27 protein-coding genes are annotated in these 24,889 nt (G+C 74.7%); 16 read left to right on the top strand and 11 right to left on the bottom strand.

From position 1 onward, the window contains the following. Nucleotides 1-370 precede the first annotated feature (370 nt). Nucleotides 371-1,135, top strand: a complete 765-nt coding sequence (locus ABZ261_RS13580; protein ID WP_356858728.1) for an endo alpha-1,4 polygalactosaminidase — start codon at nucleotides 371-373, stop codon at nucleotides 1,133-1,135. Nucleotides 1,136-1,244: 109 nt separating this feature from the next. Here the strand turns inward: ABZ261_RS13580 and ABZ261_RS13585 are convergent, their stop codons facing one another. The 3 genes from ABZ261_RS13585 to ABZ261_RS13595 form a co-directional block, all read right to left on the bottom strand. Further along, the gene (locus tag ABZ261_RS13585; RefSeq protein ID WP_356858575.1) at nucleotides 1,245-1,436 is read right to left on the bottom strand and encodes a ferredoxin; all 192 of its coding nucleotides are present in this window, start codon (nucleotides 1,434-1,436) and stop codon (nucleotides 1,245-1,247) included. Nucleotides 1,437-1,448: 12 nt separating this feature from the next. Then, nucleotides 1,449-2,678 carry a cytochrome P450 gene (locus tag ABZ261_RS13590; protein ID WP_356858577.1) on the bottom strand — a complete coding sequence of 410 codons (1,230 nt, stop codon included), beginning with the start codon at nucleotides 2,676-2,678 and terminating at the stop codon, nucleotides 1,449-1,451. A 189-nt stretch (nucleotides 2,679-2,867) separates the two neighbouring features. Continuing rightward, a complete protein-coding gene (locus ABZ261_RS13595; RefSeq protein ID WP_356858579.1) occupies nucleotides 2,868-3,326 on the bottom strand; it encodes a nuclear transport factor 2 family protein in 459 nt (152 codons plus the stop codon). A gap of 187 nt (nucleotides 3,327-3,513) precedes the next feature. Between ABZ261_RS13595 and ABZ261_RS13600 the strand changes: the two genes are divergently transcribed. Beyond that, nucleotides 3,514-3,963 (top strand): nitroreductase family deazaflavin-dependent oxidoreductase, encoded by a 450-nt coding sequence (locus ABZ261_RS13600; RefSeq protein WP_356858581.1) that lies wholly within the window; start codon nucleotides 3,514-3,516, stop codon nucleotides 3,961-3,963. Nucleotides 3,964-4,087: 124 nt separating this feature from the next. On the opposite strand, the gene ABZ261_RS13605 is transcribed toward ABZ261_RS13600, so the two are convergent. Then, nucleotides 4,088-5,014: a cation diffusion facilitator family transporter gene (locus tag ABZ261_RS13605; RefSeq protein ID WP_356858730.1), complete on the bottom strand. Its 927-nt coding sequence runs from the start codon at nucleotides 5,012-5,014 to the stop codon at nucleotides 4,088-4,090. A gap of 266 nt (nucleotides 5,015-5,280) precedes the next feature. Between ABZ261_RS13605 and ABZ261_RS13610 the strand changes: the two genes are divergently transcribed. Both ABZ261_RS13610 and ABZ261_RS13615 read left to right on the top strand, forming a co-directional pair. Next, nucleotides 5,281-6,297: a glutathione S-transferase C-terminal domain-containing protein gene (locus ABZ261_RS13610; RefSeq protein WP_356858583.1), complete on the top strand. Its 1,017-nt coding sequence runs from the start codon at nucleotides 5,281-5,283 to the stop codon at nucleotides 6,295-6,297. Between the two features lie 28 nt (nucleotides 6,298-6,325). Further along, complete coding sequence (locus ABZ261_RS13615) at nucleotides 6,326-6,628, top strand: DUF4235 domain-containing protein (RefSeq protein WP_356858585.1); 303 nt, start codon at nucleotides 6,326-6,328, stop codon at nucleotides 6,626-6,628. A 9-nt stretch (nucleotides 6,629-6,637) separates the two neighbouring features. Here the strand turns inward: ABZ261_RS13615 and ABZ261_RS13620 are convergent, their stop codons facing one another. Next, complete coding sequence (locus ABZ261_RS13620; RefSeq protein WP_356858587.1) at nucleotides 6,638-7,030, bottom strand: VOC family protein; 393 nt, start codon at nucleotides 7,028-7,030, stop codon at nucleotides 6,638-6,640. A 197-nt stretch (nucleotides 7,031-7,227) separates the two neighbouring features. Here ABZ261_RS13620 and ABZ261_RS13625 point away from each other — a divergent pair, with 197 nt between their 5' ends. Both ABZ261_RS13625 and ABZ261_RS13630 read left to right on the top strand, forming a co-directional pair. Next, complete coding sequence (locus ABZ261_RS13625) at nucleotides 7,228-7,590, top strand: DUF1304 domain-containing protein (RefSeq protein ID WP_356858588.1); 363 nt, start codon at nucleotides 7,228-7,230, stop codon at nucleotides 7,588-7,590. Continuing rightward, nucleotides 7,587-8,150, top strand: coding sequence for a TetR/AcrR family transcriptional regulator (locus ABZ261_RS13630; RefSeq protein WP_356858590.1), 564 nt, complete (start codon nucleotides 7,587-7,589; stop codon nucleotides 8,148-8,150). Before ABZ261_RS13625 ends, ABZ261_RS13630 begins: the two co-directional genes overlap by 4 nt. An 85-nt stretch (nucleotides 8,151-8,235) precedes the next feature. Here ABZ261_RS13630 and ABZ261_RS13635 read toward each other — a convergent pair whose 3' ends face one another. Further along, entirely contained in the window at nucleotides 8,236-8,610 is a 375-nt protein-coding gene (locus ABZ261_RS13635) for a peptidase inhibitor family I36 protein (RefSeq protein ID WP_356858592.1), read from the bottom strand. Nucleotides 8,611-8,830: 220 nt separating this feature from the next. Beyond that, the gene (locus ABZ261_RS13640; protein ID WP_356858594.1) at nucleotides 8,831-9,799 is read right to left on the bottom strand and encodes a helix-turn-helix domain-containing protein; all 969 of its coding nucleotides are present in this window, start codon (nucleotides 9,797-9,799) and stop codon (nucleotides 8,831-8,833) included. A gap of 71 nt (nucleotides 9,800-9,870) precedes the next feature. Between ABZ261_RS13640 and ABZ261_RS13645 the strand changes: the two genes are divergently transcribed. The 5 genes from ABZ261_RS13645 (at nucleotide 9,871) to ABZ261_RS13665 (ending at nucleotide 14,292) form a co-directional block, all read left to right on the top strand. Further along, nucleotides 9,871-10,821 (top strand): NADP-dependent oxidoreductase, encoded by a 951-nt coding sequence (locus ABZ261_RS13645; RefSeq protein WP_356858596.1) that lies wholly within the window; start codon nucleotides 9,871-9,873, stop codon nucleotides 10,819-10,821. A 176-nt stretch (nucleotides 10,822-10,997) separates the two neighbouring features. Then, nucleotides 10,998-11,363 (top strand): anti-sigma factor antagonist, encoded by a 366-nt coding sequence (locus tag ABZ261_RS13650; protein ID WP_356858598.1) that lies wholly within the window; start codon nucleotides 10,998-11,000, stop codon nucleotides 11,361-11,363. 118 nt (nucleotides 11,364-11,481) lie between these two features. Beyond that, nucleotides 11,482-12,132: a DUF4230 domain-containing protein gene (locus tag ABZ261_RS13655; RefSeq protein ID WP_356858600.1), complete on the top strand. Its 651-nt coding sequence runs from the start codon at nucleotides 11,482-11,484 to the stop codon at nucleotides 12,130-12,132. Nucleotides 12,133-12,384: 252 nt separating this feature from the next. Further along, entirely contained in the window at nucleotides 12,385-12,942 is a 558-nt protein-coding gene (locus tag ABZ261_RS13660) for a VanZ family protein (RefSeq protein ID WP_356858602.1), read from the top strand. A gap of 114 nt (nucleotides 12,943-13,056) precedes the next feature. Further along, the gene (locus tag ABZ261_RS13665) at nucleotides 13,057-14,292 is read left to right on the top strand and encodes a lectin (RefSeq protein ID WP_356858604.1); all 1,236 of its coding nucleotides are present in this window, start codon (nucleotides 13,057-13,059) and stop codon (nucleotides 14,290-14,292) included. A gap of 18 nt (nucleotides 14,293-14,310) precedes the next feature. Here ABZ261_RS13665 and ABZ261_RS13670 read toward each other — a convergent pair whose 3' ends face one another. Both ABZ261_RS13670 and ABZ261_RS13675 read right to left on the bottom strand, forming a co-directional pair. After that, the gene (locus ABZ261_RS13670) at nucleotides 14,311-14,556 is read right to left on the bottom strand and encodes a hypothetical protein (protein ID WP_356858606.1); all 246 of its coding nucleotides are present in this window, start codon (nucleotides 14,554-14,556) and stop codon (nucleotides 14,311-14,313) included. Nucleotides 14,557-14,649: 93 nt separating this feature from the next. Further along, nucleotides 14,650-15,453, bottom strand: coding sequence for an SDR family oxidoreductase (locus ABZ261_RS13675; RefSeq protein WP_356858608.1), 804 nt, complete (start codon nucleotides 15,451-15,453; stop codon nucleotides 14,650-14,652). A 158-nt stretch (nucleotides 15,454-15,611) separates the two neighbouring features. Here ABZ261_RS13675 and ABZ261_RS13680 point away from each other — a divergent pair, with 158 nt between their 5' ends. The 4 genes from ABZ261_RS13680 (at nucleotide 15,612) to ABZ261_RS13695 (ending at nucleotide 19,016) form a co-directional block, all read left to right on the top strand. Then, the gene (locus tag ABZ261_RS13680; RefSeq protein WP_356858610.1) at nucleotides 15,612-16,679 is read left to right on the top strand and encodes a PHP domain-containing protein; all 1,068 of its coding nucleotides are present in this window, start codon (nucleotides 15,612-15,614) and stop codon (nucleotides 16,677-16,679) included. 16 nt (nucleotides 16,680-16,695) lie between these two features. Next, on the top strand, nucleotides 16,696-17,352 hold the full coding sequence (locus tag ABZ261_RS13685) for an HAD family hydrolase (protein WP_356858612.1): 657 nt from the start codon (nucleotides 16,696-16,698) through the stop codon (nucleotides 17,350-17,352). 280 nt (nucleotides 17,353-17,632) lie between these two features. Continuing rightward, entirely contained in the window at nucleotides 17,633-18,664 is a 1,032-nt protein-coding gene (locus ABZ261_RS13690; protein ID WP_356858614.1) for an SDR family oxidoreductase, read from the top strand. Nucleotides 18,665-18,770: 106 nt separating this feature from the next. Then, complete coding sequence (locus ABZ261_RS13695; RefSeq protein ID WP_356858615.1) at nucleotides 18,771-19,016, top strand: hypothetical protein; 246 nt, start codon at nucleotides 18,771-18,773, stop codon at nucleotides 19,014-19,016. A 13-nt stretch (nucleotides 19,017-19,029) separates the two neighbouring features. Here ABZ261_RS13695 and ABZ261_RS13700 read toward each other — a convergent pair whose 3' ends face one another. Then, nucleotides 19,030-20,319 carry an ROK family transcriptional regulator gene (locus ABZ261_RS13700; protein ID WP_356858617.1) on the bottom strand — a complete coding sequence of 430 codons (1,290 nt, stop codon included), beginning with the start codon at nucleotides 20,317-20,319 and terminating at the stop codon, nucleotides 19,030-19,032. A 306-nt stretch (nucleotides 20,320-20,625) separates the two neighbouring features. Then, a complete protein-coding gene (locus ABZ261_RS13705; RefSeq protein WP_356858619.1) occupies nucleotides 20,626-23,841 on the bottom strand; it encodes a cytochrome P450 in 3,216 nt (1,071 codons plus the stop codon). A 223-nt stretch (nucleotides 23,842-24,064) separates the two neighbouring features. Between ABZ261_RS13705 and ABZ261_RS13710 the strand changes: the two genes are divergently transcribed. After that, on the top strand, nucleotides 24,065-24,706 hold the full coding sequence (locus ABZ261_RS13710) for a PAS domain-containing protein (RefSeq protein ID WP_356858620.1): 642 nt from the start codon (nucleotides 24,065-24,067) through the stop codon (nucleotides 24,704-24,706). Nucleotides 24,707-24,889: the final 183 nt, after the last annotated feature.

A 24,889-nucleotide genomic window follows, 5' to 3' on the forward strand; every position in this document is an offset into this window, starting at 1 on the left:
GAACAAGTGACCCTCGGGTAAGCGGCATTCCCGTCCGGCATTCCTCATTGACATTCTGTCAACGCAACGCATTCGCTCCCTTTGCGGCCGGTCCTCGTCGACCGGGACGCGCCGGCGAGGGCCGCCGTCTGCGCTCCGTGGCCCGTCCGGGCCCGCGACATCAGCACGGGGTCACGGCGGAGCCCACGGCGTGCCCGGGAGCCGGCTTGACGGCGCCGGTGCGCGGGCGATGTGATCTTGACATGTGCCGTACGCCGTCCGGCGTGGGCAGGATGGAGCGGACGTGACCTCGACGGGTGTTCTCCGCGCCGCGGGGCGGCGCACGGTCCCGGGCGCCCTCCTGGCGGTGCTCGTCGCCGCGGTGACGGCCCTGGCCGGCTGTGCCGCGGGCGGTGAGCAGCCGGCCTCCCCGCCGAAGCCCGCCGCGGTGCGGCTGCCTCCGCGCAACGCGGGGTTCGACTACCAGATCGGCGGCGCCTACCCCCCGCCGGCGGGCGTACGGATCGTCAGCCGCGACCGGTCCGACTCCCCCGCGCCCGGCTTGTACAACATCTGCTACGTCAACGCCTTCCAGGCCCAGCCCGCCGAACGCGCCTCCTGGCCGGCCGGCCTGCTGCTGCGCGACGCGCACGGCAGGGTCGTCGTCGACCAGGACTGGGACGAACCGCTGCTCGACCTGCGCACCCCGGCCCGGCGGGAGCGGGCGGCGCGGCGGGTGAACCGGTGGATCGACGACTGCGCCCGCAAGGGCTTCGACGCCGTCGAGCCCGACAACTACGACAGCTACACCCGCTCCCACGGGCTGCTCGACGCGGCCGACGCGACGGCGTTCATGGCCCTGCTCTCCCGGCACGCGCACACCCGGCACCTGGCCGTCGCGCAGAAGAACACCGCGGAACTGGCCGGGCGGCGCGAGCGGGCCGGGCTGGACTTCGCGGTGACGGAGGAGTGCGGGCAGTACGACGAGTGCGAGGTGTACGCGAAGGCGTTCGACGACCGGGTGGTGGACGTGGAGTACACCGACACCGGACTGCGCAAGGCCCGGGCGCGCTGGGGCGACCGGCTGAGCATCGTCCGCCGCGACCGGAACGTGTCCACACCGGACCGGGCCGCGTACGTCCGCACGGTGCGCTAGGGGACGCCCGCGCGACCGAGGGCGCGCTCACCGGCACGCCCAGGTGCCCGGCCGCCGGGAGGCGGCGCGGGTCTCCGCCTCGCGGCCGGCCGCGCCGTCCGCCGGTCCGTCAGGGGGCCAGGGTGATCGCGCCCACCGGGCAGGCGCGGGCCGCCTCGCGGACCATCGGGTCGCCCGCGCCGTCCTCGCGGCCGGGCAGGAGGGTGCTGTACCCGTCGTCGTCCTGGGTGAAGACGCCGGGCGCGGCCAGTGCGCACTGCCCGGCCCCGATGCAGACGTCCTTGTCGATGTCGATGTGCATGCGCAGAGCCTCTTACCAGGTCACGGGGAGTTCCAGCATCCCCTGGATCGTGTCGCCGGGTTTGCACGGGATCTCCTCCGCCGGGACGGCCAGGCGCAGCCCGGGCAGACGCGCGAACAGGCTGCCGAGGGCGATCTCCAGTTCGGCGCGGGCCAGGTTCTGACCCAGGCACTGGTGGATGCCGAAGCCGAACGCCACGTGGTGGCGGGCGGGGCGGTGGAAGTCCAGGGTGTCGGGATCCTCGTACACGGACGTGTCCCGGTTGATCACCGAGGTGGAGAAGAGCACGCCCTCGCCGGCCCGGATCGTGGTGCCGGCGACGTCGATGTCCTCCAGCGCCACCCGCTGCAGTCCCTCGGCGATGGACAGCATCCGCATCAGCTCCTCCACCGCGGCGGGCAGCAGCGCGGGGTCGGCGCGCAGCTCGGCCAGCCGGCCGGGGTGCCGCAGCAGCGTGTAGGTGCCGAGGGAGATCATGTTGGCGGTCGTCTCGTGCCCGGCGACCAGCAGGATGAGGGCCAGCGAGACGAGTTCGGAGCGCTCCAGCTCGCCCGTGCGGAGCCGCTGGTGCACCAGTTCGCCGAGGATGCCGTCGCCGGGTCCGGCCTGCTCCGCCTTGGCGTCGATCAGCCCGCCGAGGTACTCCTCCAGCCGGATGCGCGCCGCCTCGGTGTCGTCGGCGGTCGGGCCGCGCAGCAGGCGGCGGGACTGCTCCTCGAAGAACTCGTGGTCGGCGTACGGGACGCCCAGCAGGTCGCAGATCACCATCGACGGCACGGGGAGCGCGAAGGCGGACACCAGCTCGGCGGGCGGCCCCTGCGCGATCATCGCGTCCAGCAGCCCGTCCACGATCCGCTGGATCCACGGGCGCAGTGCGGCGGCGCGTTTGACGGTGAACGACGGGATCAGCAGCCGCCGCTGCCGGTGGTGCTCCGGGTCGTCCACCCCCAGCAGGGCCACCTTGCGGTCGCGGGCGGTCTCGAAGCGCGCGGTGGGCACGGGGAAGCCGGGGTGGCGGCGGTCGGTGGACAGCCGGGGGTCGGCGAGCAGGGCGCGGGCCGCGGTGTGCGAGGTGACGACCCACACCTCGCGTCCGTCGTAGAGGGTGACACGGGACAGGGGGCGCCCGTCGCGCAGGGGGGCGTAGCCGGTGGGCGGGTGGTAGGGGCAGGTGCGGTCCTGGGGGAAGGCGACGGGTGCGGCCGGAGCGGCCGGGCCGGTGATGTCCGTCAGTTCCGTCATGGGAAGACCTCGCAGACGAAGAAGTGCGTGGTGCCGATCTTCATTAGATGCCCCAGGCATCTATGGGTCGACGGAAAGTTCGGCCACTTCGGTGACGCGCGCGATCTGGCCGAAGCGCGCCGGTCCGAAGGGGGAACCCCGCCCGCCCGTCGGCCGACCGCGGCCGCGAAAGGCCGCGCGCCTGCCCGGTCACGGCAGCCGCGCGCCGCCCGCGCCGGAGGCGAAGGCGCGGGCCACGGCGAGGCTGTCCTCGTAGACGTGGTGCCGTACCACCAGGCCGCCCCGGACGGTGAGGTGCAGGGCGAACCGGGCGGTGTAGGCGCGGCCGGTCGGTGCGGCGGTCTGCCGGATCTCGCCCAGCACGACCGCGTCCTCGCCGTCGGCCAGGATCCGCTCGACCGTGGTGGCGGCCTTCTCCGGGACGTGGTGGGCGGCCAGTTCCCGGTAGTGCGCGGCGGCGTCGGCGCGGCCGGAACGGTGCCGGATCCACGGCGTGTCGGCGCGCCCGTGGTCCTCCTCCGGCCAGTCCAGCCGCCAGTCGCAGCCCTCCGCGTACAGTTCGGCCACCGACTCGGGGTCGCCCTGGCCTATCCTGCGGAGCAGTTCCCGGACGGCGGAGCGGGTCTCGGCGGTGCGGTCGGCGGACATGGGCGGCTGCCTCCCCTGCGGGCGGTGATCGGGACGTGACCACTGTGCCGTGGCCGGCGGGCCGGCGCGATGACCCGCGAGGTAATCCCCGCGCCGGCGGACGGGCATCCGGTACGGACGAAGCGCGGCCCGCCGGGGCCGCAACCGGCGGCGGGCAGTCGCCGGACGGCGAAGGAGACGGAGTCCCATGCCTCTTGAGGGTGAGTACGAGCCCAGCCCCACCCAGTGGGTGCGCGAGCAGGTCGAGCTGTACGAGAGTTCCGGCGGGACGAAGGGGACGACCCTGCGGGACACCGGGCTGCCGGTGATCGTGCTGACCTCCCGGGGGGCGAAGAGCGGCAAGCTCCGCAAGACGCCGCTGATGCGGGTGGAGCACGAGGGCCGGTACGCGGCGGTCGCCTCCGTCGGCGGGGCGCCCGACCATCCGTTCTGGTACTTCAACCTGAAGGCCCATCCGCACGTGGAACTCCAGGACGGTCCCGTGAAGCGGGACATGAGGGCCCGTGAGGTCACCGGCGCGGAGAAGGACGAGTGGTGGGAGCGGGCGGTGGCGGCGTTCCCGCCGTACGCCGACTACCGGAAGAAGACGTCACGGGAGATCCCGGTCTTCGTGCTGGAGCCGCTCGACGCGAGCTGAGAAGGGCTCGCGGGCCGGCGCGTCCGGCCCGGCGCGGCGCATCCGCGCTCCGCGCCGGGCCGTGTCCGGAGAAAGTGACCGCCCCCGAAGCGTGTGAAGCCGCTTCGGCACGGGCACCCGTGCCTCAGGCCCCGCCGCGCTCCCCCGTCGCGGCGGGGCTTTCGCGTGCTTCGCCCGCGGGCCGGTCGGTGACGTCGAGGAAGATCTGGTCGGCGTCCGGGAACGTCCGGGCGAGGGACCGCTTGATGCGTACGGCGACCTCCTCCACGCGTTCGCTGTCCAGGCCCGGCGCCAAGTCGATGCGGGCCGCGACCAGGGTGGAGTCCAGGCCCATCTTCATCGTGAACAGCGCCTCCACGCTGTCGATCTCCGGCTGCGCCTGCAGCAGCGACCGGATACGGCCGCTCAGTTCCGGGTCGGCGGCCTCTCCTATCAGCTGGGCGCGTGCGTCGCGGCCGAGCCGGTAGGCGACGTACACCAGCAGCACGCCGATCGCCAGCGAGGCGGACGCCTCCCACACCACCTGACCGGTCGTCATGTGCAGCGCCATACCGACCAGCGCCAGGGTCACGCCGAGCACCGCCGTGCCGTCCTCGGCGATCACGGTGCGCAGCGCGGGGTCGCGCAGTCCGCCGAGACCGCCGCCCTGCCGGCGGACCTGGTGCAGGGCCCGCAGCAGGGAGGCGCCCTCGGCGACCAGGGCCACGCCGAGCACGATCAGGCCCGCCACATAGCCGCTGAACGTCTCCTCGGCGCCGTTGTGGAGGGCCTCGAAGCCCTGGAAGAAGGAGAAGCAGCCGCCCATGACGAAGATGCCCACGGCGGCGAGCAGCGACCAGAAGAAGCGTTCCTTGCCGTAGCCGAAGGGGTGCCGCGCGTCGGCGGGGCGGCGGCTGCGGCGCAGCGCGGCCAGCAGGAAGACCTCGTTGAGGCTGTCGGCGACGGAGTGCGCGGCCTCCGACAGCAGCGCCGGCGAGCCGGCGAGGACGCCGCCGACCGCCTTGGCCACGGCGATCACCAGGTTGGCGGCGAGCGCCACGAGAATCGTGATCTTGGTGTTCCGGTCGGCCTTGGACTCGGTCCGGCCGTCGGTGGGGCCGCCCGGCCTGCCGTCGTCCCGGGCGCGGGCGGGCGGCGCTCCGTCCTCCGCGGCCCGTGCCGGTGTCGTTGCGCCGTCCCCGGCCGTCCGTGCGGCCGTCTCCCGTTCCGAAGATGCTTCGCTCACCTATCGCCGACTGCCCGCGCCCCGGCGGCTCACACCGGTGGGGAACGGGGAAGGCTGTGTCCCGGACAGACGGATCGCGACGAGGAGGAGACATGGGCGAGGACGGCAACACGGCGCACGGACGGAAGAAGTTCAAGCGGTCCCGGAGCCACTTCACGGACCGGATCACCGCCGACGGCCGGGACGGCTGGCCGGTCGAGGCGGGCCGCTACCGGCTGGTGGTGTCGCGGGCCTGTCCGTGGGCGAGCCGGGCGGTCATCTCGCGCCGGCTGCTGGGGCTGGAGGACGCGCTGTCGCTGGCGATCGCCGATCCGATCCAGGACGACCGCAGCTGGCGGTTCACCCTGGACCCGGACGGCCGGGACCCGGTGCTCGGCATCCGGTACCTCAGCGAGGCGTACGACCGGCGGGAGACCGGTCATCCGGGCGGGGTCAGCGTGCCCGCCGTCGTGGACGTCCCCAGCGGGCGGCTCGTCACCAACGACTACCACCAGCTGACCCTGGACCTGGCCACCGAGTGGACGGCCCTGCACCGGCCCGGCGCGCCCGATCTGTACCCGGCGGACCGGCGCGACGAGATCGACGAGGTGATGGCCGAAGTCTACGAGGACGTGAACAACGGCGTGTACCGCGCCGGGTTCGCCACGGAGCAGAAGGAGTACGAGGAGGCGTGCGCGGCCGTGTTCCGGCGGCTGGAACTGCTCGGCGAGCGGCTGGCCGGACAGCGGTACCTGGTCGGCGACACCCTCACGGAGGCGGACATCCGGCTGTTCACCACGCTGGTCCGGTTCGACGCCGTCTACCACGGCCACTACAAGTGCAACCTCTGGAAGCTGTCGGAGCACCCGGTGCTGTGGGCCTACGTCCGGGACCTGTTCCAGACGCCGGGCTTCGGTGACACCGTGGACTTCGACCACATCAAGCGGCACTACTACCAGGTGCACACCGGCATCAACCCCTCCGGCATCGTGCCGCTCGGTCCGGATCTCACCGGCTGGCTGAGCCCCCACCACCGCGAGGAGCTGGGCGGCCGGCCGTTCGGGGACGGTACGCCGCCGGGACCGGTGCCCCCGGGCGAACGGGTGGCCCCGCAGGGACGGCCTGCATGAGGACCGTCTGACGAGGAAGGAGTCAGACATGGCCAAGAAAAAGAAGAAGAAGCTGCCTCTCGCCTACCAGCCGGTCGGATTCGTGCTCAGCTGGGCGGGCGGTGCCCTGGCCGGCATGGCCTTCCGCAAGGCATGGATGGCGATCCGGCACGAGGAGGACGCGCCCGACGCCCTGGACCCCGACCGCAGCTGGGGTGAGATCCTGCTGGCCGCGGCGGTCCAGGGCGCGATCTTCGCGGTGGTGCGCAGTGCGGTGGACCGCACCGGCGCGAAGGCCATCGCACGCTCCACGGGCGTGTGGCCCGCGACCGACAAGGGCGGCCGGGACTGAGCCGGCCCCTCAGCCCTGCTTCGGCGCCGTCGCAGGCAGCAGCCGCAGGGTGAACGAGTGCCCGGCGGGGTCGGCGTACCCGCGTTCCTCGTACGGCCCCGCCGCGTCCCTCGTCTCGGTCGGCCGCCCGCCCAGCCCGACCACCCGGCGCTCGGCCTCGTCCAGATCCTCGACCAGGAAGTCGAGGTGGGCCTGGAGGGAGTTCTCCGGGCGCGGCCAGCTGGGCGGGGTCGCGTTGACGTCGCGCCGGAACGCCAGCCGCATGCCGTCGGCGCCCCGGATCTCCACCAGGTTGGCGGACTCGACCGTCCGCTCGCCCTCCAGCAACTGCCGGTAGAACTCGGCCAGTTTCTCGGGTTCGGCGCAGTCCAGCACGACCACGCCGGCTTTCACCAGTGCCATGTTCCCTCCCGGGGTGTGTCCTCTTCCCCAGCGGATATCCCGGGCCGCCGGATTCAGTCGGCGGGCGGCCAGGCCCTGTCGTTGCACGGCTCGCCCCCTCCGGCTCCCTCACCCCGCGCCGGGCACGCCCCCCTCCCTACGTGGACAGGTGTCTGGTTATGCTGGACACCTGTCCAAGAAGGTGAGGTCCGCCGGTCATGGAGATCGTGGCGCGCGTCCTGGTCGGTCTGGTGGCCGCCCTGCACGTGTACATCGTGGCGCTGGAGATGTTCCTGTGGCAGCGCAAGCCGGGGCGCTCCCTGCACGGCTTCTCCCCGGAGGTGGCCCGGGTCACCGCCCCGATGGCCGCCAACCAGGGCCTGTACAACGGGTTTCTGGCGGCGGGGCTGGTGTGGGGGCTGGCCGCGGAAGACCCGACCGGGTTCCGGGCGCAGGTCTTCTTCCTGTCCTGCGTGGTGGTGGCGGGCGTGTTCGGGGCGGTCACGGCGAACCGCCGCATCCTGGTCGCGCAGGCCCTGCCCGGGGCGCTGGCCCTGGCAGCGGTGCTGGCCGCGCGTTGAGCGGGACCCCGGCCGAGGATCCGCGGGCGGCCCGCACCCGGGCCCGGCTGCGGGCGGCCCTCCTCGCGGAGTGCGCGGAGCGCCCGCTGGAACAGGTGGGCGTGGCCGCGCTGGCGCGCCGGGCCGGCGTGGGCCGGGCCACCTTCTACGTCCACTACGACGGGCTGGAGGCGCTCGCGGTGGACGCGTGCGCGGACGTCGTACGGCAGGCGGTGGACGCCCTGCACGCCTGGCGGGGGCGGCCCGATCCGGTGCACGCCCCGCCCGCCCTGCGGGAGTTCTTCGCGGATCTCGTCCCGCACGCGGCCCTGTACCGGTCGCTGCTCGCACCGGGCGGCGGCGGGCCGCTGGGCCGGGTGCTGCACCGGGACCTGCGGGCCCGAAGCCTCGCCGAGCGGAAGCTGGCGGGCGCCGCGGACGCCCCGCTGGTCGCCTCGGCCGTGGCCGCGACCTTCGCCGGGGTCCTCGCGGACTGGCTGCACGGACTGCTGGCGGCCGAGCCGGAGGAAGTCGCGGACCAGGTGTGGCAGTTGCTGATCGCCCTGCACCGCAGCCGCTGAGCCTCTGCCGCGGCCACCGCCCTTCCCGGGCGAACGGCGCCCGTGCGGGCGCGGATCCGAGGGGCGGCGCCGCCCTCGTGGGGCCTCAGCACCTCCAGTCGCTGCGCGGCAGCAGCGACTTGAACGCGTAGGGGGTCCCGCGCACCTTCCCGCCCGGCTTCACGATCTCCTTCGCCCCGCTCGCGCAACCGGGGTTGTACCCCAGGCACCATGCCTCACTCGTCCGGTTCCACGCCGACCGGCCGCCCCGCGTGAGGCCCTGACCGGCCACATCGCGGCTTCCCTTGGTGCAGGGAGCCATCGGGCCCTCGAACCGCCCGCGCCCCCACAGGCAGAAGTGCTCCACGTGGCAGGGCTCGGCCGCCTGCGGCGCCGGCGCGGCCACGGCGGCCGGAGAGGCGGCCGGCGCGAGCGAGGCCGCGACGAGGGCGGCTTCGCGGAACGGACGGGTCAGGGACACGGAGCCTCCTTGGACGCGGTCGCCGTTTCCCCGCCGATCGTCCCGGACGGCCGCGGACGCGCCCATCGCCCCCAGGGGGAATGCGGCGCGCCCCGAGTTGCCGTCCCCGCCGCTCGGCCCCCGGCGCACCCCGCCCGCCTGAGGGCGGCGGGCGGCGGTCGGCGGGCTGCGCCTTCCGCTCGGGGTGCGTCGAGGTGCGGCGGGGCCGGTGCGAGGGGGGTCAGCGGGTGCGTTGGAACGTGCGGCGGTAGGTCTGCGGCGACACCCCTATCGTCGCGTGCAGGTGCTGGCGCAGGGAGGCGCCGGTGGCGAAGCCGACCTCGGCGGCGATCCGGTCCACCGGCAGGTCGCTGGCCTCCAGCAGATGCCGGGCTCGGGCCACCCGCTGCTGGATGAGCCAGCGGCCGGGGCTGAGGCCGACCTCGTCGTTGAAGCGGCGGGCGAAGGTGCGCAGGCTCATCCGGGCGTGCCCGGCGAGGTCGGCCAGGGTGAGGGGCTGGTCCAGGTGTTCCAGGGCCCAGGCCCGGGTGGCGGCCGTGCTCGCGGCGCCGCTCTCGGGCACCGGCTGCTCGATGTACTGGGCCTGGCCGCCGTCCCGGAACGGGGGCACGACACACCGGCGTGCGACCGTGTTCGCCAGCTCGCTGCCGTGGTCGGTGCGCACCATGTGCAGGCAGACGTCGACGCCGGAGGCCGCCCCGGCGGAGGTGAGGATCCGGCCGTCGTCGACGAAGAGGACGTCGGGGTCGAGGTCCACCTGCGGGTAGCGGCGGCGGAACAGGCCGGCGACCTGCCAGTGCGTGGTCGCCCTGCGGCCGTCGAGCAGACCGGCCGCGGCCAGGACGAAGGCGGCCGTGCAGATGGAGACGATGCGGGCGTCCGGGCGGATCCGGGCGAGCGCGGCGGCGACCTCGCCGGACAGCTCGGTGGGGATGTGGGCGGTCCCCACGGAGGCGACGACGACCGTGTCGGCCGTCTCCAGGAGCTCCGGGCCGTGGGTGACACCGACGGTGAAGTCGGCGTTCGTGCGCACCGGCAGGCCGTCGACCGAGCAGGTGAGGACCTCGTAGTGACCGTCGGCCGCGCCGAAGATGCGGCTGGGGATGCCCAGTTCGAAGGGGTAGACGCCGTCGAGGGCGAGCACGGCCACGCGCTCCGGGCGCCGGGCGCGCAGCTGGATGTCGGGCATGGCACGATCTTATCGAAGGTTGGCAATCATGCCATTTCCCCGGCGGGCGGCCTCCGGCAGGCTGGGGCACCATGAGCGATGTGAACACGATGCGAGCCATCAGCCAGGACGTCCTCGGCGGTCCCGAGGTGCTGAGGGAAGTGCGGATCGAGCGGCCCAGGCCGCGTCCGAACGAGGTGCTGGTGCGGGTACGGGCGGCCGGGGTGAACCCCACCGACTGGAAGCACCGGGCCACCGGCGGGTTCCTGGGCGAGCCCCCGTTCGTCCTCGGCTGGGACGTGTCCGGCGAGGTCGTGGAGACCGGGATCGGCGTGGCCGCCTTCGCGCCCGGCGACCAGGTCTTCGGGATGCTGCCCTACCCCTTCGGCCACGGCTCGCACGCCGAGTACGTGATCGCCCCGGTCCGCGCCCTGACGCACAAGCCGGCCTCTATCGACCACACCCAGGCGGGCGCGCTGCCGCTGGTGTCCCTGACCGCCTGGCAGGCGCTGACCGAGCACGCGGACGTGCGGCCCGGCCGGCGGGTGCTGATCCATGCGGCGGCCGGCGGGGTCGGGCATGTGGCCGTGCAGATCGCCAAGGCGCGCGGGGCGTACGTCATCGGCACGGCGAGCGCGGGCAAGCACGACTTCCTGCGGGAGATCGGCGTGGACGAACCGGTCGACTACCGCACCACCGACGTGACGGAGGCGGTGCGGGACGTGGACGTCGTCCTGGACACGCTCGGCGGCGACACGTCGGTGCGGTCCCTGCGGGTGCTGCGGCCGGGCGGTGTCGTGGTGTCCGTCCTGCCGGTGGGTTCCCCCGAGTTCCACGAGGAGGCGGAGCGGCTGGGCGTGCGGGCGGTGCGGATGCTGGTGGACGCCGACCGGGAGGGGATGCGGGCGGTCGCGGAGCTGGCGGAGTCCGGGAGGCTGAAGGCGACGATCGCCGGGACGTTCGCGCTGGCCGACGCCGCGAAGGCGCACGAGATCGGCGAGACGGGCCGGACCACGGGCAAGCTGGTGCTGCTGGCGGACTGAGCGGCGCCGGCGTCCGGGACGGGCCGCGCCGCCCGGCTCGTCCCGCGACACGCGTCGAACGCGAAGACATATGCCGAACGAACATGCTCAAATTTCTTCCACCGAGGGTAACTTGACGATCGGAAACCGACGTCCGGGCGCGGCTGGGAGGTGGTGGCGAGGTGCGACACGAGCGCGTGCCTCTCCCCCGGCAACTGAGCGTGTACGCGTGCCGCGGGCACACGGTGGTGGAGTTCCGGGGTGACATCGACATCGTCGCGGCCACCGAGCTCGGCCCGTTTCTTGACCGGGTCACCGGGCGCGACGGCCTCCGCCTGGTGGTCGATCTGCGGCCGGTGGAGTTCTTCGACGCTTCGGGGCTGCGGCTGCTGCACCGGGCGCGCACCCGGGTCATGGAGCGCGGCGGGCAGCTGCGCCTGGTGTGCACGCATCCGCTGACCCTGCGGATCCTGCGGGTCACCGGCCTGGCCCGGGCGCTGCCCGCGTATCCGAGCCTGGACGCGGCCCTGGCCCGCTTCGAGGCCGCCTCCGGCCCGCTGTGAGCCCGGGCGCCCGCCCTTGCGGACGGCCGGCCGACAGCGGGACGGCCGCCGGGCCCGGCCCACGGGTCTGACCCGGCTGTCGGCGGGAATGCGGTCAGCAGGAAGGAGGACCGTCGCGATGACGACTTCCGTCAGACGCCTGCCCGGCTGGGCCAAGGCCGTGGCCGCGCTCGTACTGGTGCTCGTGGTGCTGTTCGCCGGGATCCGGCTGGCCGTGGTGCCGGGCATCAAGGATCTGTTCGGCACCGAGACCCACGACCGTTCGGGACCCGCACTCCTCAAGTCCATCCAGGACATGAGCCGTTACAACGCCGCATCCGGCAACTTCCAGGTCGTGGTGGACCTGGAGAAGGACGCGAAGCTCCTGCCGGACGCCATCCGCGGCACCCGCACCCTGTACGTCGGCGCGGGCACCGTGGACGCCTATGTCGATCTCGGCCAGGTCGGTGAGAACGACGTGACGGTCGACGGCGACCGCACGTCCGCCACGCTCCGGCTGCCGCACGCGCGGCTCGGCAGGCCGGCCCTGGATCCGGACCACTCGTACGCCGTCTCCAAGCAGCGCGGGCTGCTGGACCGGCTCGGCGACCTCTTCTCGGGCAACCCCAACGGCGAGCAGGCCGTGCAGAAGCTCGCCGTCCGGCACATCGGCGAGGCGGCCAGGAGCAGCGGGCTGACCGCCCGCGCCGAGACCAACACCACCGGCATGCTCCAGGGGTTGCTGCGCTCCCTCGGCTTCGAGGAGGTGCACGTCTCCTACGGCTCCTGATCGAGGCGGCCGGGCCGGATCTCCCGGGCCGGCGCGCTGTTCCCCGGCCCCCGGCACGCGACCCGTGCCGGGGGCCGGGGCGTGCGCGGGGGCCGGGGCGTGCGCGGGGGCCGGGGCGTGCGCGGGGGCCGGGGCGTGCGCGGGGGCCGGGGCGTGCGCGGATGTGGCCGGTGCGGAACGGGCGGCGGCATCGGGGGCGGTGCGGTGGGTAACCGGCTTACAGCATCGGCACGTTGACGACTGGAGGATCGAATGCCCCGTACCGCCCTGCGTCTGCCCGCGGTGCTGCGCACCGCCAGGAAGCCGCAACCGGCCGAGGAGACCCGCCCGCCCGCCGTGCACCATGTGTGGCCGCTTCCCGTCCGGCTTCTGGTGGTCCTGGCCGCCTTCGGGTTCATGGTGGCGTTCGCGGTCGTCCTGGCCCGGATCACCCTGCAGCCCTCCCCCGCGTCGGTGCCCCTGACCCACAGCAACCTGCACCCCGGGCGCTCGCTGCGGGCCTATCTGGAGCAGGGCTCGCTGCGGGACGTGCTCCGGCAGGTCGGCGGCAACGTGCTGCTCGGGGTGCCGTTCGGGGTGCTGGTGCCGGTGCTCGCCCCGCGCGCCCGGGGAGCGTTCCAGGTGCTGGGGCTGACCGCGCTGGTGATGCTGATGGTGGAACTGGTGCAGGGCGCGCTGGTGACCGGGCGGGCTTTCGACATCGACGACGTCATCCTCAACACCACCGGGGCCCTGCTGGGCTGGCTGCTGCTGGGGCGGCGGCTCGGGCGCGGGGTGCACCGGCGGGTGCCGGAGGAGCCCGCGGAATGAGCGCGGCCATTCAGGTCTGTACCAGAGTATTGACGCGCCCTTATCTCATTCCTTAAATCAAGAGGCACTCGCTTCTCCGCAGCGTCCCCACGGCGCCCCCACGAATGGAGAGCCATGGCCTCCCCACGCCTGCTCCGCCGATGTCTCCTCGCCGCCCTGTCCGCCGCCCTGATCGGCTCCGCGGCCGTCGGCCCCGCGCGGGCCGGGACCGCCGCCCCGTCGGCCGCGGCCGTCACCGCCTTCTCGGACACCTTCGACGGGCCCGCGGGCGCCGCGGTCGACGCCTCGAAGTGGACCCTGGAGACCGGCGACAACGTCAACAACCACGAGCGGCAGTACTACACCTCCGGCACGAAGAACGCGGCACTGGACGGCCAGGGCCATCTCGTGATCACCGCCCGCAAGGAGAACCCGGCCGGCTACCAGTGCTGGTACGGCAGCTGCCAGTACACCTCGGCCCGGCTGAACACGGCCGGCAAGTTCCACGCCACCTACGGCCACGTCGAGGCCCGGATGAAGATCCCGCGCGGGCAGGGCATGTGGCCCGCGTTCTGGATGCTCGGCACGCCGGTCAACTGGCCGGACTCGGGTGAGATCGACGTGATGGAGAACGTCGGCTTCGAGCCCTCCACCGTGCACGGCACCATCCACGGGCCGGGCTACTCCGGCTCGGGCGGCATCGGCGCCGCCTACACGCTGCCGAACGGGCAGGCCTTCGCCGACGCCTTCCACACCTTCGCCGTCGACTGGGCGCCGGGCTCCCTCACCTGGTCCGTGGACGGCACCGTCTACGAACGCCGCACGCCCGCCGACCTGGGCGGGAAGACCTGGGTCTTCGACAACAAGCCGTTCTTCCTGATCCTGAACCTCGCGGTCGGCGGCTACTGGCCCGGCGACCCCGACGGCTCCACCCAGTTCCCGCAGCAGCTGGTGGTGGACTCCGTGTCGGTGACGACTTCCGGCGACGCCGCCGGCGTGCCCATCCGGGGCCTCGCGGGCAAGTGCGTGGACGTGGCCGGCGCGAATCCGGCGAACGGCACTCCGGTCCAGCTCTACGACTGCAACGGCACGGGCGCGCAGGCGTGGACCGTCGGCTCGGACGGGACGCTGCGGGCGCTCGGCAAGTGCCTGGACGTGACGGGCAACGGCACGGCGGACGGCTCGACCGTCCAGCTGTGGGACTGCACCGGAGGCCCCAACCAGAAATGGACCGTCACCGGGGCGCACGACATCGTCAACCCGCAGGCGGACAAGTGCCTCGACGTCACGGGCAACAACGCGGCCAACGGGACACGGCTGCAGATCTGGACGTGCACGGGCGGCGCCAACCAGAAGTGGACGGTCGGCTGAGCCGGCCGCGCCGGACGCTCAGTGCACGGTCCAGGTGTACTTGTCCCCGCCGACCCAGCGGACCACATCGGGGTCGTCCAGGTCGTGGATGGTGATGCCGTAGGCGGCCGCGGCCTCCAGCACGTCGATGACGGCCCTGGCCTCACCGATCACCTGACCGTCGATCTCCATGATCCTGAACGGCGGCTCGCCCGGCCTGCCCGGGCACACGCCGAGGACCAGGATCCGCGGGCGGGAGATGTAGGGAGCTGCTTGTTCGGTCATGTCTTCGAGGGTAGAACGCCCTTCCCCGCGGCGGGCCGTCCACCGGCGCCGTCCAGATGATCGCCCGCCGCCTGGCGCGCTCCCATCGGCGGGTCAGGGGCGACGCCAGTCGTCGGCGGTCAGGTGCGAGCCCGCCATCGGGCCCATGCGCAGCATCCCGCCGTCCACGCTCCACGAGGCGCCGGTGACGTAGGAGGCGTCCGGGCTCGCCAGGAACGCGATGACCGCGGCGACCTCGCGGGCGTCGCCGGGCCGCCCGAGCGGCACGCCGGGCCGGCGCTCGGTGCGCACGTCCGTGTCCTCCTGGCCGGTCATGGGCGTGGCGATCTCGCCCGGTGCGACCGCGTTCACGGTGATGCCGTGTTCGGCCAGCTCCAGGGCCATCACCTGGGTGAGCAGCCCCAGTCCGCCCTTGGCCGCGCAGTACGGTGCCGCGCCGACGCGCGGCTGGTGCTCGTGCACGGAGGTCACGTTGACGATCCGGCCGCCGTCGCCCTGCCGGATCATCTGCCGGGCCGCCCGCTGCCCGAGCAGGAACGGGCCGACGAGGTCGACGTCCAGGACCCGGCGCACGTCCGCCAGGGCGAGGTCCAGGAAGGGGGTCATGGTGCCCGTGCCGGCGTTGTTCACCAGGACGTCGAGGCGGCCCAGTTCCGCGCACAGCTCGTCGACCGTGTCGGCGGCCTCGGGCAGCCGGGTGAGGTCCAGCCGGGCGACGGCGGCCCGGCGTCCGTGCGCCCGGACCTCCTCGGCCGTCTCCTCGGCGCCCTTCTCGTCGGAGTGCCAGGTGATGCCGACGTCCAGGCCCGCCTCGGCCAGCCGTACGGCGGTGGCACGGCCGATGCCGGAGTCCGCGCCGGTGATCAGCGCCGTTCGCTGCGCACCCGGTGTGGGCATGGCTGAACCTCCTCGGGGGTCGGTCGCGTGGACGGGTCTTCGCAGTACCCGGGGCGGGGCGGGGCAAACGGGGGCGCCGAGCGGTCCGCCGGGCGCGGGGACGGCGCCCGCGCGGTTCGCCGCGCCCCTCGGGGGCGTCCGGTGTGAACCTGGTGTGCATGGAACCTGTCGCCGCCCTGGACCGCATCGCCTTTCTGCTGGAGCGGGCGCTCGCGCCCACCTACCGGGTGCGGGCCTTCCGCACCGCGGCCCGGGTGCTCGCCGCGCTGCCCGCGGACGAGGTCGCCGAGCGGGCGGCGGCCGGGACGCTGGAGGCGCTGAAGGGGGTCGGTCCGAAGACCGCCCAGGTGGTGCGGGAGGCGCTCGCCGGCGAGGTGCCTGGCTACCTGCGGAAGCTGGAGGAGGAGGCCGGGGCGCCGGCCGGCGCGGAGACTCCCGGCGCCGCGCTGCGGGCGCTGATCCGCGGGGACTGCCACACGCACTCGGACTGGTCGGACGGGGGCAGCCCGATCGAGGAGATGGGGCGGGCGGCGGCCGGGCTGGGACACGAGTGGACCGTGCTGACCGACCACTCGCCCCGGCTGACGGTGGCCCGGGGGCTGTCGCCCGCGCGGCTGCGGGAGCAATTGGAGGCGGTGGCGGAGCTGAACGCGCGGTGGGCGCCGTTCCGGCTGCTCACCGGCATCGAGTGCGACATCCTGGAGGACGGCTCGCTGGACCAGGAGCCCGCGCTGCTGGAGCGGCTGGACGTGGTCGTGGTGTCGGTGCACTCCAAGCTCCGGATGGACGCCCGGTCCATGACCCGCCGGATGGTGGCCGCGGTGCGCGATCCGCACGCCGACGTCCTCGGGCACTGCACCGGGCGCCTGGTGACGGGCCGGGGACGTCCGGAGTCGGAGTTCGACGCGGACGAGGTGTTCGCCGCGTGCGCCGAGTCGGGTACGGCCGTGGAGATCAACAGCCGTCCCGAACGGCTGGACCCGCCCCGGCGGCTGCTGCGCAGGGCGGTGGAGGCGGGGGTGCTGTTCGCGGTCGACACCGACGCGCACGCGCCCGGCCAGCTGGACTGGCAGATCCTCGGCTGCGCGCGGGCCGAGGAGTGCGGGGTGCCGCCCGAGCGGGTGGTGACGACCTGGTCGGCCGGGGAGCTGCTGGACTGGACCCGGGAGGGCCGGCTGCCGGCACGCGTGGCGGAGGCCGGGCGTGGTACCCGGTCCGGGAGCTGAGAGAAAGGATCCCCGGATGGACCGCGCCGCCGTCTTCGACGTCGACGGAACCCTCGTCGACACCAATCACCTGCACGTCGTGGCCTGGTGGGAGGCGTTCCGGCAGGCGGGTCACACGGTGCCCATGCACGCCGTGCACCGTGCCGTCGGCCTGGGTTCCGCCGACCTCGTCGCCCATCTGCTGGGCGAGGACCGGGACACGGAGCAGGACGCCGAGCTGGACGCGGCGCACAAGGCGCTGTACGGGCAGTACTTCGACCGGCTGCCCGCCCTGCCGGGGGCGGCGGAGCTGCTGCGGCGGCTGCACCGCGACGGCTGGGCGGTGGTCCTGGCCACGTCGGCGAGCGGTGCGGAGCTGGGCGCGCTGCGCCGGGCGATCGACGCGGACGACGCCATCTCGGGGATGGCGAGCGCCGAGGACGTGCAGGAGGGCAAGCCGGCCCCGGATCCCGTGGAGCACGCGCTGGAGCTGGCCGGGGTGCCGGCCTCGCGGGCGGTGTTCGTCGGGGACACCGTGTGGGACATGCGGGCGGGCGGCAAGGCCGGTGTGCGCTGTGTGGGCCTGCTGTGCGGCGGGATCCCGCGCGCCGACCTGGAGGAGGCGGGGGCGGAGGCGGTGTACGCCGACCCCGCCGACCTGCTGGCGCGGCTGGCCGGGAGCCCGCTGGCCTGAGGGGCGCCGAAGGTGACGCGGGTCACGTGCGGGACGGAACACCCCGCAGGACGGCCGGCGTCCCGCGCCCCCTCGACCGCCCCGGCCGTGATTCCCCCCGTCACGGCCGGGGCTCTTCTCGTCCACCGGGGACGTCCGCCGCGCCCGGCGGTCCCGACGGTCGCGCGGCGGGGGGCGGCGCAGTGATCGCCTGCCGTGGCGTGCCGGGGTGTGCGGGCGGGGCGGCCGGGTACCCGGCCGCTCGTCGCACCCTCCGCCGTGACGACGTAAGGAGCCTGAGGTGAGCAGCTCAGCGGGCAGCAGGATCGTCGTGACCGGAGCCACCGGCAATGTCGGGACGAGTGTGGTGCGTCTGCTCTCGGAGGATCCCCGCGTCGGATCGGTGCGGGGACTCGCCCGGCGTACGCCCGAGTGGTCACCGGCGAAGACCGAGTGGTCCGCCGTCGACCTGGCCGCCGACCGGGCGGACCTCGTGGAGTGCTTCCAGGGCGCCGACGCCGTGATCCATTTGGCCTGGGCGTTCCAGCCGACGCACGATCCGGCCACCACCTGGCGGACCAACGTGCTCGGCGGCATCCGGGTGTTCGAGGCGGTCGCGGCGGCGCGGGTGCCGGTGCTGGTGCACGCCTCCTCGGTCGGGGCGTACTCGCCGGGGCCCGAGGACCGTCCGGTGGACGAGTCCTGGCCGACCCACGGCTGGCCGGACGCCGCGTACTGCCGCGAGAAGGCGTATCTGGAACGCACCCTGGACGTGTTCGAGCGGGACCATCCGGAGGTGCGGGTGGTGCGCATGCGCCCGGCGTTCCTGTTCAAGTGGCAGTCGGCGAGCGAGCAGCGGCGGATCTTCGGCGGGCGGTTCCTGCCCGGTCCGCTGGCCCGGCGGGAGCTGCTGCCGTTCCTGCCCGACGTCCCCGGCCTCAGGATGCAGGCACTGCACACGGACGACGCCGCCGAGGCCTACCGCCTCGCGGTGCACGCGGACACCGCCCGCGGCGCCTACAACCTGGCCGCCGATCCCCCGGTCGACGCGCACGTGCTGGCCGGACTGCTCGGGGCGCGGCCGGTGCGGGTGCCGCGCACGGCGGCCCGGTCGGCGATCGCCGCGGCGTGGGGGCTGCATCTGCTGCCCGCCTCCCCGCACCTGTTCGACGCGGTGCTGCGGCTGCCGCTGATGGACTGCGGGCGCGCGCGCACCGAGCTGGGCTGGCAGCCGCGGCGCACGGCGACCGAGGTGCTGCAGGAGTTCCTGGACGGCCTGCGCAAGGGCGGCGGGATGGAGACCGAGGTGCTGCGGGGGCGGAAGGTCGGCTGAGCGGGCCGGACCGAGCGGACGCGCCCGGCACCGCGCCGGACGCCGGCGCATCGACGGCCCGCGCCCCGGACAGGACCCGTACGGACCCGAACGAGGAGGAGAACACATGGCAGTGCAGGAACCCGGTTCGGAAGCCGGACCCGAGGAGCGGCCGGTCCCCCGTGACCTGCCCGATCAGCAGGCCGGTCCCGGCGAGGATCCGTGGGAGGTGGTCCCCGGCCGCACGCTCGGCGACGAGGCCGGGGAGGAGTCCGTGCCGGACACGGACGAGGCCGGCAGCGGCCCCCGCGGCACGCAGGGTCCCGGCACGTCGCCCGCGGAGCAGCCGGGCCCGGACGAACCCACGGCCTGACCGGCCGGCCGGCTCAGCGCGGCGCGCGTTCGCGCAGCGCGGCCCGCCACGCCGGCAGGCGGGCCTCGCCGGCCGGCTCGGGGCGCCGGCCGCCGCCGGCGAAGAACGCGGCCAGCGGCAGGATCGCGGCGCCGACGGTGACCGCGTCGGGGCCGAGCCGCCCCAGGTCGATCGTCACCCGGTCGGCCGGGTGCCGCAGGGCGTAGGTGGCCGCGTGCCGGCGTACGGCGGGCAGGAAGCGGGTGCCGAGCTGGAGGCCGGCCCAGCCGCCGATGAGGATCCGCTCGGGCTGGAAGAGGTTGATCAGATCGGACAGGCCCGCGCCGAGGTACTCGGCGGTCTCCTCCAGCACGGCGAGCGCGACCGGGTCCGGGGCGCCGCCCTCGGGCGGGTAGGCGGCGGCGAGCATCGCGGTGAGCGCGGTCTCCTCGTCGGCGTCCTCCGGCGGCCGGCCGCCCTCCTCGCGCCAGCGGGCCAGCAGCGACTCGGCGCCCGCGTACGCCTCCAGGCAGCCCGGCGCACCGCAGCGGCAGCGGCGCCCGCGCACCCGTACCGTCAGATGGCCCCACTCCACGGCCCGCCCGTGCTCCACCTCGGGTGTGACCAGGCAGGCGCCGACGCCGGAGCCGAAGAGCACGACCACGGCGTTGCGGGCGCCGCGACCGGCGCCGAACCACATCTCCGCCTGGCCCAGGGTCTTCGCGCCGTTGTCGATGAAGTACGGCACCTCGTCGGGCAGCGGGGAGGCCGAGCGGAGCAGCCGCTCCAGCGGCACCGCGTCCCAGCCGATGGTCTGCCCGTGCACGACGGCGCCCCGGTCCGGGGAGCGCTCCACGATGCCGGGGACGCCCACGCCGACGCCGAGCAGCCGGTCGGGGGCGGCCCGGCCGGAGGTGAGGACCTCGGCGACGCCGTCGCGGATGTGACCGGCGATGACGTCGACGTCGTAGCCCTGCGGCGTCAACGGCCGCTCGGTGCGGGCGAGCTCGGTGAGCGCCAGGTCGAACAGCTCGACGCGGACGCGGGTCTCGCCGACGTCGACGCCGATCATCTGCCCGCTGTCCGGGGCGACGCGCAGCAGGGTGCGGGGCCGGCCGCCGTCGGAGTCGACGCTGCCGGCCTCCTCGACCAGGCCGTCGGCGATCAGGTCCGCGACCACGTTGCTGACCGAGCCGGAGCTCAGCCCGGTGGCCGGGCCCAGCTCGAAGCGGCTGAGCGGCCCGTCGAAGTAGAGCCGCTGCAGCACCGCCGTGCGGTTGCCGCGTCTGAGATCGCGTACCGTGCGTCCGTTCCGCCCCGCCATGCGGCTCCCTTCACAAACCCTGCCCGACCTGCAACATACCCCTTCGGGCAGCTGGGTGGGGAGATTCCCGCCACCTTAATTCAGGGTATGAGCTAAGACGGAGCGACCGGATACCGCCCCCGCGGGCGGCCACGGGCCCAGGAACGGGCGCTTCCGGAGGTCCGCGGGCACGGCGGCACGAGCCGGCCCGGTGTCCGGCGGGCGGGCTGCCCCGGAGTCCCGCACTCCACGGACGGGGGGAGCGCGGGGCCGGGGCGGGGAGGGGCGTCGGGACCGGAGCCGTGCGCCTCGCCCCTCCCCCGGCGCTCAGCCGGCCGCGTAGACGTCCTCGATGTAACGCCCGTCCGCGACCAGCGAGTCCAGCCACCGCTGGGCCGCGGCCTCGTCGGCGCCGGGGGTGCGGTCCCGGTAGAGGGTGCGGAAGGCCGCGCGGACGCCGGGCGCCATCCGGGCGCCGTCGCCGCAGACGTAGACGCGGGCGCCCTCGGTCAGCAGCCGCCACACCTCGTCGGCCTCGGCGGCGATGCGGTGCTGGACGAACGCGGCCCCGTTCACCGGCGCGGCGCTGAAGACGGGACGCAGCCCGATGGCGCCCTCGGCCTCGGCGGCGCGCAGTTCACCGGCGTGCAGGAAGTCGGCGTCGGGGGCGTCGCAGCCGAAGTAGAGCAGCGCCGGGGGCAGTCCGGCGCCTGCGCGGCGGGCCGCGACACGGTCGGCGACGGCGCCGCGGAACGGCGCGAGCCCGGTGCCCGCGGCGACCAGCACGGCCGGTGCCGAGCCGTCCACCCGGAACGCCTCACGGCACGGCTGGACGCGGGCGTACACGGTGTCGCCGGGCCGCAGGGAGGCGAGATGGCCTGATCCGGTGCCGCGGCGGCGGCCCCTGACGGCGGGGCTCCCCGCGCTCGCGGACGGCGCGGAGCGGGCCGGGGCGGGGACGTCCAGCACGGAGACCATGAGGTCGGCGTGGTGCGCGTCGACCGCGGGCGAGGAGGAGATGGAGTAGGTGCGGGGGCGCATCGGGGGCAGCAGGTCGAGCAGCAGCGGCCAGTCGAGGGCTCCGCGCAGGGCGGGGTGGTCCTCGGCCAGTTCCACCAGGGTGCGCGGGTCGTCGCCGGCCAGGGCGGCCAGGGCGGCCCGCTCGGGCGGGCAGGGATTCGCCTCGGCGAGCAGGGCCGCTTGCCGGGCCGTCGGCCTCCTGCCCAGCTCCACGTGGTGGGTGAGCAACTGGCGCACGGTCAGCGGCCGGTCCACGGCGAGGCCGTCGCGGCGCGGGCGGGTGGACCGGATGTCCAGGACGGCGTCGGCGTCGAGGCCGAACGCGGCGACGGCGCGGTCCACCAGGGCGGGCGCGTTGGCCGGGAGCACGGCGAGGTGGTCGGCGGTGCGGTAGGCGACGCCCTCGGGCAGGGCGATGCGCAGGAACCGCTTGGTGCGCGGGTGGTCCGGCGCGGTGAGGTCGTACGCCTCGGCGACGGTCATCGCGACCATGCCGTGCCGCTCGGCGAGGGCGGCCAGCGGGCCGCCGGTCAGGGCGCGCACCTCGTAGGCGCGGGCGGGCTCGTCCGGGGCGCCGCGGGGGGCGTCCGGGTCGCCGTACCCGGTCAGCAGGGCGGTGCGCAGGCGGGCCGTGAACTCCCGTACCGTACCGCCGAGGTCGCCGGACGCGTCGGCGGCGGCGCGGGCGGTGAGCCGGGTGGCGCCGAGTTCGGCGAGGCGGGCGTCGACGCGGGCCGGGACCTGCTGGTAGGTGGCGGCCCAGTTGCGGTCGCCGACGCCGAGGACGGCGTAGGTCACACCGGTCAGGTCGGGGGAGCCGTCGAGCCATGCGGTGAAGGCGCGGGCGTCGTCGGTGGGGCGGCCGTTGTAGGAGGCGGCGGTGATGACGACGGGCCGGTCCGTGGGCAGCCCGCCCGCGTACGCGTCGAGCGCCGCGGTCTCGCTGGCGCAGCCGACGGCGGCCGCCTCGTCGGCGAGCTGGGCGGCGAGGTCCCGGCAGGTGCCGTAGTTGCTGCCGTGCAGGAACAGGGCGCGGCTTCCCGGGCGGACCCGCGCCGGCAGGGTGTCCGGGGCCGGGCCGTCGTCGGCCGGCGCGGCGCCGCCGCCGGGCAGCGGGGCGTGCACCCGGTCGGCGGAGGTGCGCGGGGTGAGGGTGAGGGTGAGGCCCTCGGGCTTGAGGGTGAGGGTCTCCTTCACCCTGAGCCGGTAGCCGGCGTGGTCGTGCAGCCGGTAGCGGTGGACCAGCATCGCCAGCAGCATGGTCGCCTCGTGCAGTGCGAACTGCCGCCCGATGCAGGCCCGTTCGCCGGTGCCGAAGGGCTTGAAGGCGTGCACCGGGCGCGCCGCCTCAGCCTGCGGGGCGAACCGTTCCGGGTCGAACAGCTCCGGGTTGTCGCCCCAGACGGGCCGGCGGTGCAGCATCGGGGTGAGCACGGTGACGGCCTGCCCGGCGCGCAGCGGGATCCGGCCGCCGAGCAGGGTGTCCTCGCGGGCCTCCCGGCTGAACGCGGCGGCGGTGGGCCAGAGCCTGAGCGCCTCGTTGAGCACCTGCCGGGTGTAGGCGAGCCGGCCGATGTCCTCGTACGACGGCTCGGGGTCGGGCGTGTCCCCCCACAGGGCGTCGGCCTCGCGCTGCACCAGACGCAGGACGGCCGGGTTCCGGGCGAGGTAGTGGAGGGCGAAGGACATCGCGCCGGACGTCGTCTCGTGGCCGGCGATCAGGAACGTGATCACCTGGTTGCGGATGTTGGCCGCGTCCAGGGTCGTGCCGTCGGCGGGGTGCGGGGCGCTGAGCATCAGCCCGAGCAGGTCGCCGGCGCCGCTCTGGTCGGTTCCGGTGCGGGAGGCGATGACGTCGTCCACGACCCCGGCGAGGTAGTCGGCGTCGCGCCGGAAGGCCGCGTCGGCCGCCGCGTGGTCCTCACCCGGGGTGCGGGCGAGCCGGGTCATGCTCCACTCCAGGCAGCGGACCATCGCCTCCACGAAGGGGTGCGGCTCGGCGCGTTCGAAGGAGCCGAAGTCGTAGCCGAACCCGGCCAGTCCGATGGTGTCGAGGGTCATCCGGGTCATGTCGTCGGGCACGTCGACGGGACGTCCGGCGCGGGCCGCCCGGTCCCAGGAGTCGATGAGCCGCCGGGCCACCTTCAGCATGACGGGGTGGTAGGTGCGCATCGAGCCGAGCGCGAAGGCGGGCATCAGGATGTCGTGCGCCTTGGCCCAGTTGGGTTCGTCGTTGTACGCGGTGAACAGGCCGTCGGCGGCGAACTCCCGGACGTTCTCCAGCGCGGGCCCGATGTGCTTGGCGAACCGCTCCTCGTCGGCCAGCTCGGCGACCAGGTCCGTGTCGGCGACGAACAGCACGTCCCGGCCGTGCAGCCGGCGCACCAGCACCGGCCCGTGGGCCCGCATCAGCTCCATGACCTGCTGGATGGGCGTGCGGCCGGGACCGGTGGGGGTGATGTCGACGACGGGGACGCCGGGCAGGGTGCCGGCCGGCTCGGGGTGCGGTGCGGTGGGGGGCATGGCGCGCCAACTGCCTTTCAAGAAGCGGACGTACTGCTTCCAGGGTGGTCGACGCGCGGACCGCCTCCGTGCCACGGCACTACACGATCGTGCAGGGGAATCCGGGCGGCGGGACTTGCGCAGCGCCGCTGCGGGGGTGAAGTGCGCGGCCGGCCGGGCCGAGTTGCCGATGACCTGCCTCGTCCTCTTGGATGGCGGGCGGCCGGCGGGCCGGGAGGTGTCGATGGAAGCGGGCCGGGACGAGGCGGTGGTGTGGCGCAACCGTGCGCTGACCCTGTTCGACCGGGTGTCGCTGCCGGTGGCGGTGTGCGACGTGTACGGCCGGGTGGTGCTGGCGAACCCGGCGATGGCCGCGGAGTGCGGCACGACTCCGGGGGCGCTGCGCGGCCGGGAGGTGCTGGAGCTGTTCCGGCCGCAGGAGGCCACCCAGGTGGAGCGGATCGCCGAGGCGCTGCGGCTGCGGCACCGCTCCCGCTACCAGGTGTCGGTGTGCTGGCCGGCGCCGGGTGGAGGCTCGCGGTACGGGGAGCTGACCGCGGATCCGGTCAGCGACAGCGCGGACGAGACCCCGGCGCTGCTGGTGATGCTTCGGGTGCGGGGCGAGCGGCCCGCGCCGCAGCCGGAGCGGGCGCGGGTGAGCGCGACGGAGGGGCGGGTGCTGGCCCTGCTGGCGGGGGGCGCCACCACCGCGCGTGCCGCCCGCGAACTCGGCCTCAGCAGGGACGGTGTCGCCTACCACCTGCGCCGGCTGTCGGCGCGGTGGGGCGCGGCCAACCGCACGGAGCTGGTCGCCCGCGCCTACGCCTCGGGCGTGCTCGCCCCCGGCACATGGCCGCCGGAGGCGAGGACGGCGGACGCGGAGTAGCCGAACCGGCGGACCCGCACACGCCGGAGCCGCTCCCGCGCACGCGGAGCCGGACCGGCGACGCCACACACAGCGGAGCCGAACCCGCGGACCCGCACACGCCGGAGCCGCTCCCGCGCACGCGGAGCCGGACCGGCGACGCCACACACAGCGGAGCCGAACCCGCGGACCCGCACACGCCGG

The organism is Streptomyces sp. NPDC006193 (genome assembly GCF_040613915.1).
Taxonomy (GTDB): domain Bacteria; phylum Actinomycetota; class Actinomycetes; order Streptomycetales; family Streptomycetaceae; genus Streptomyces.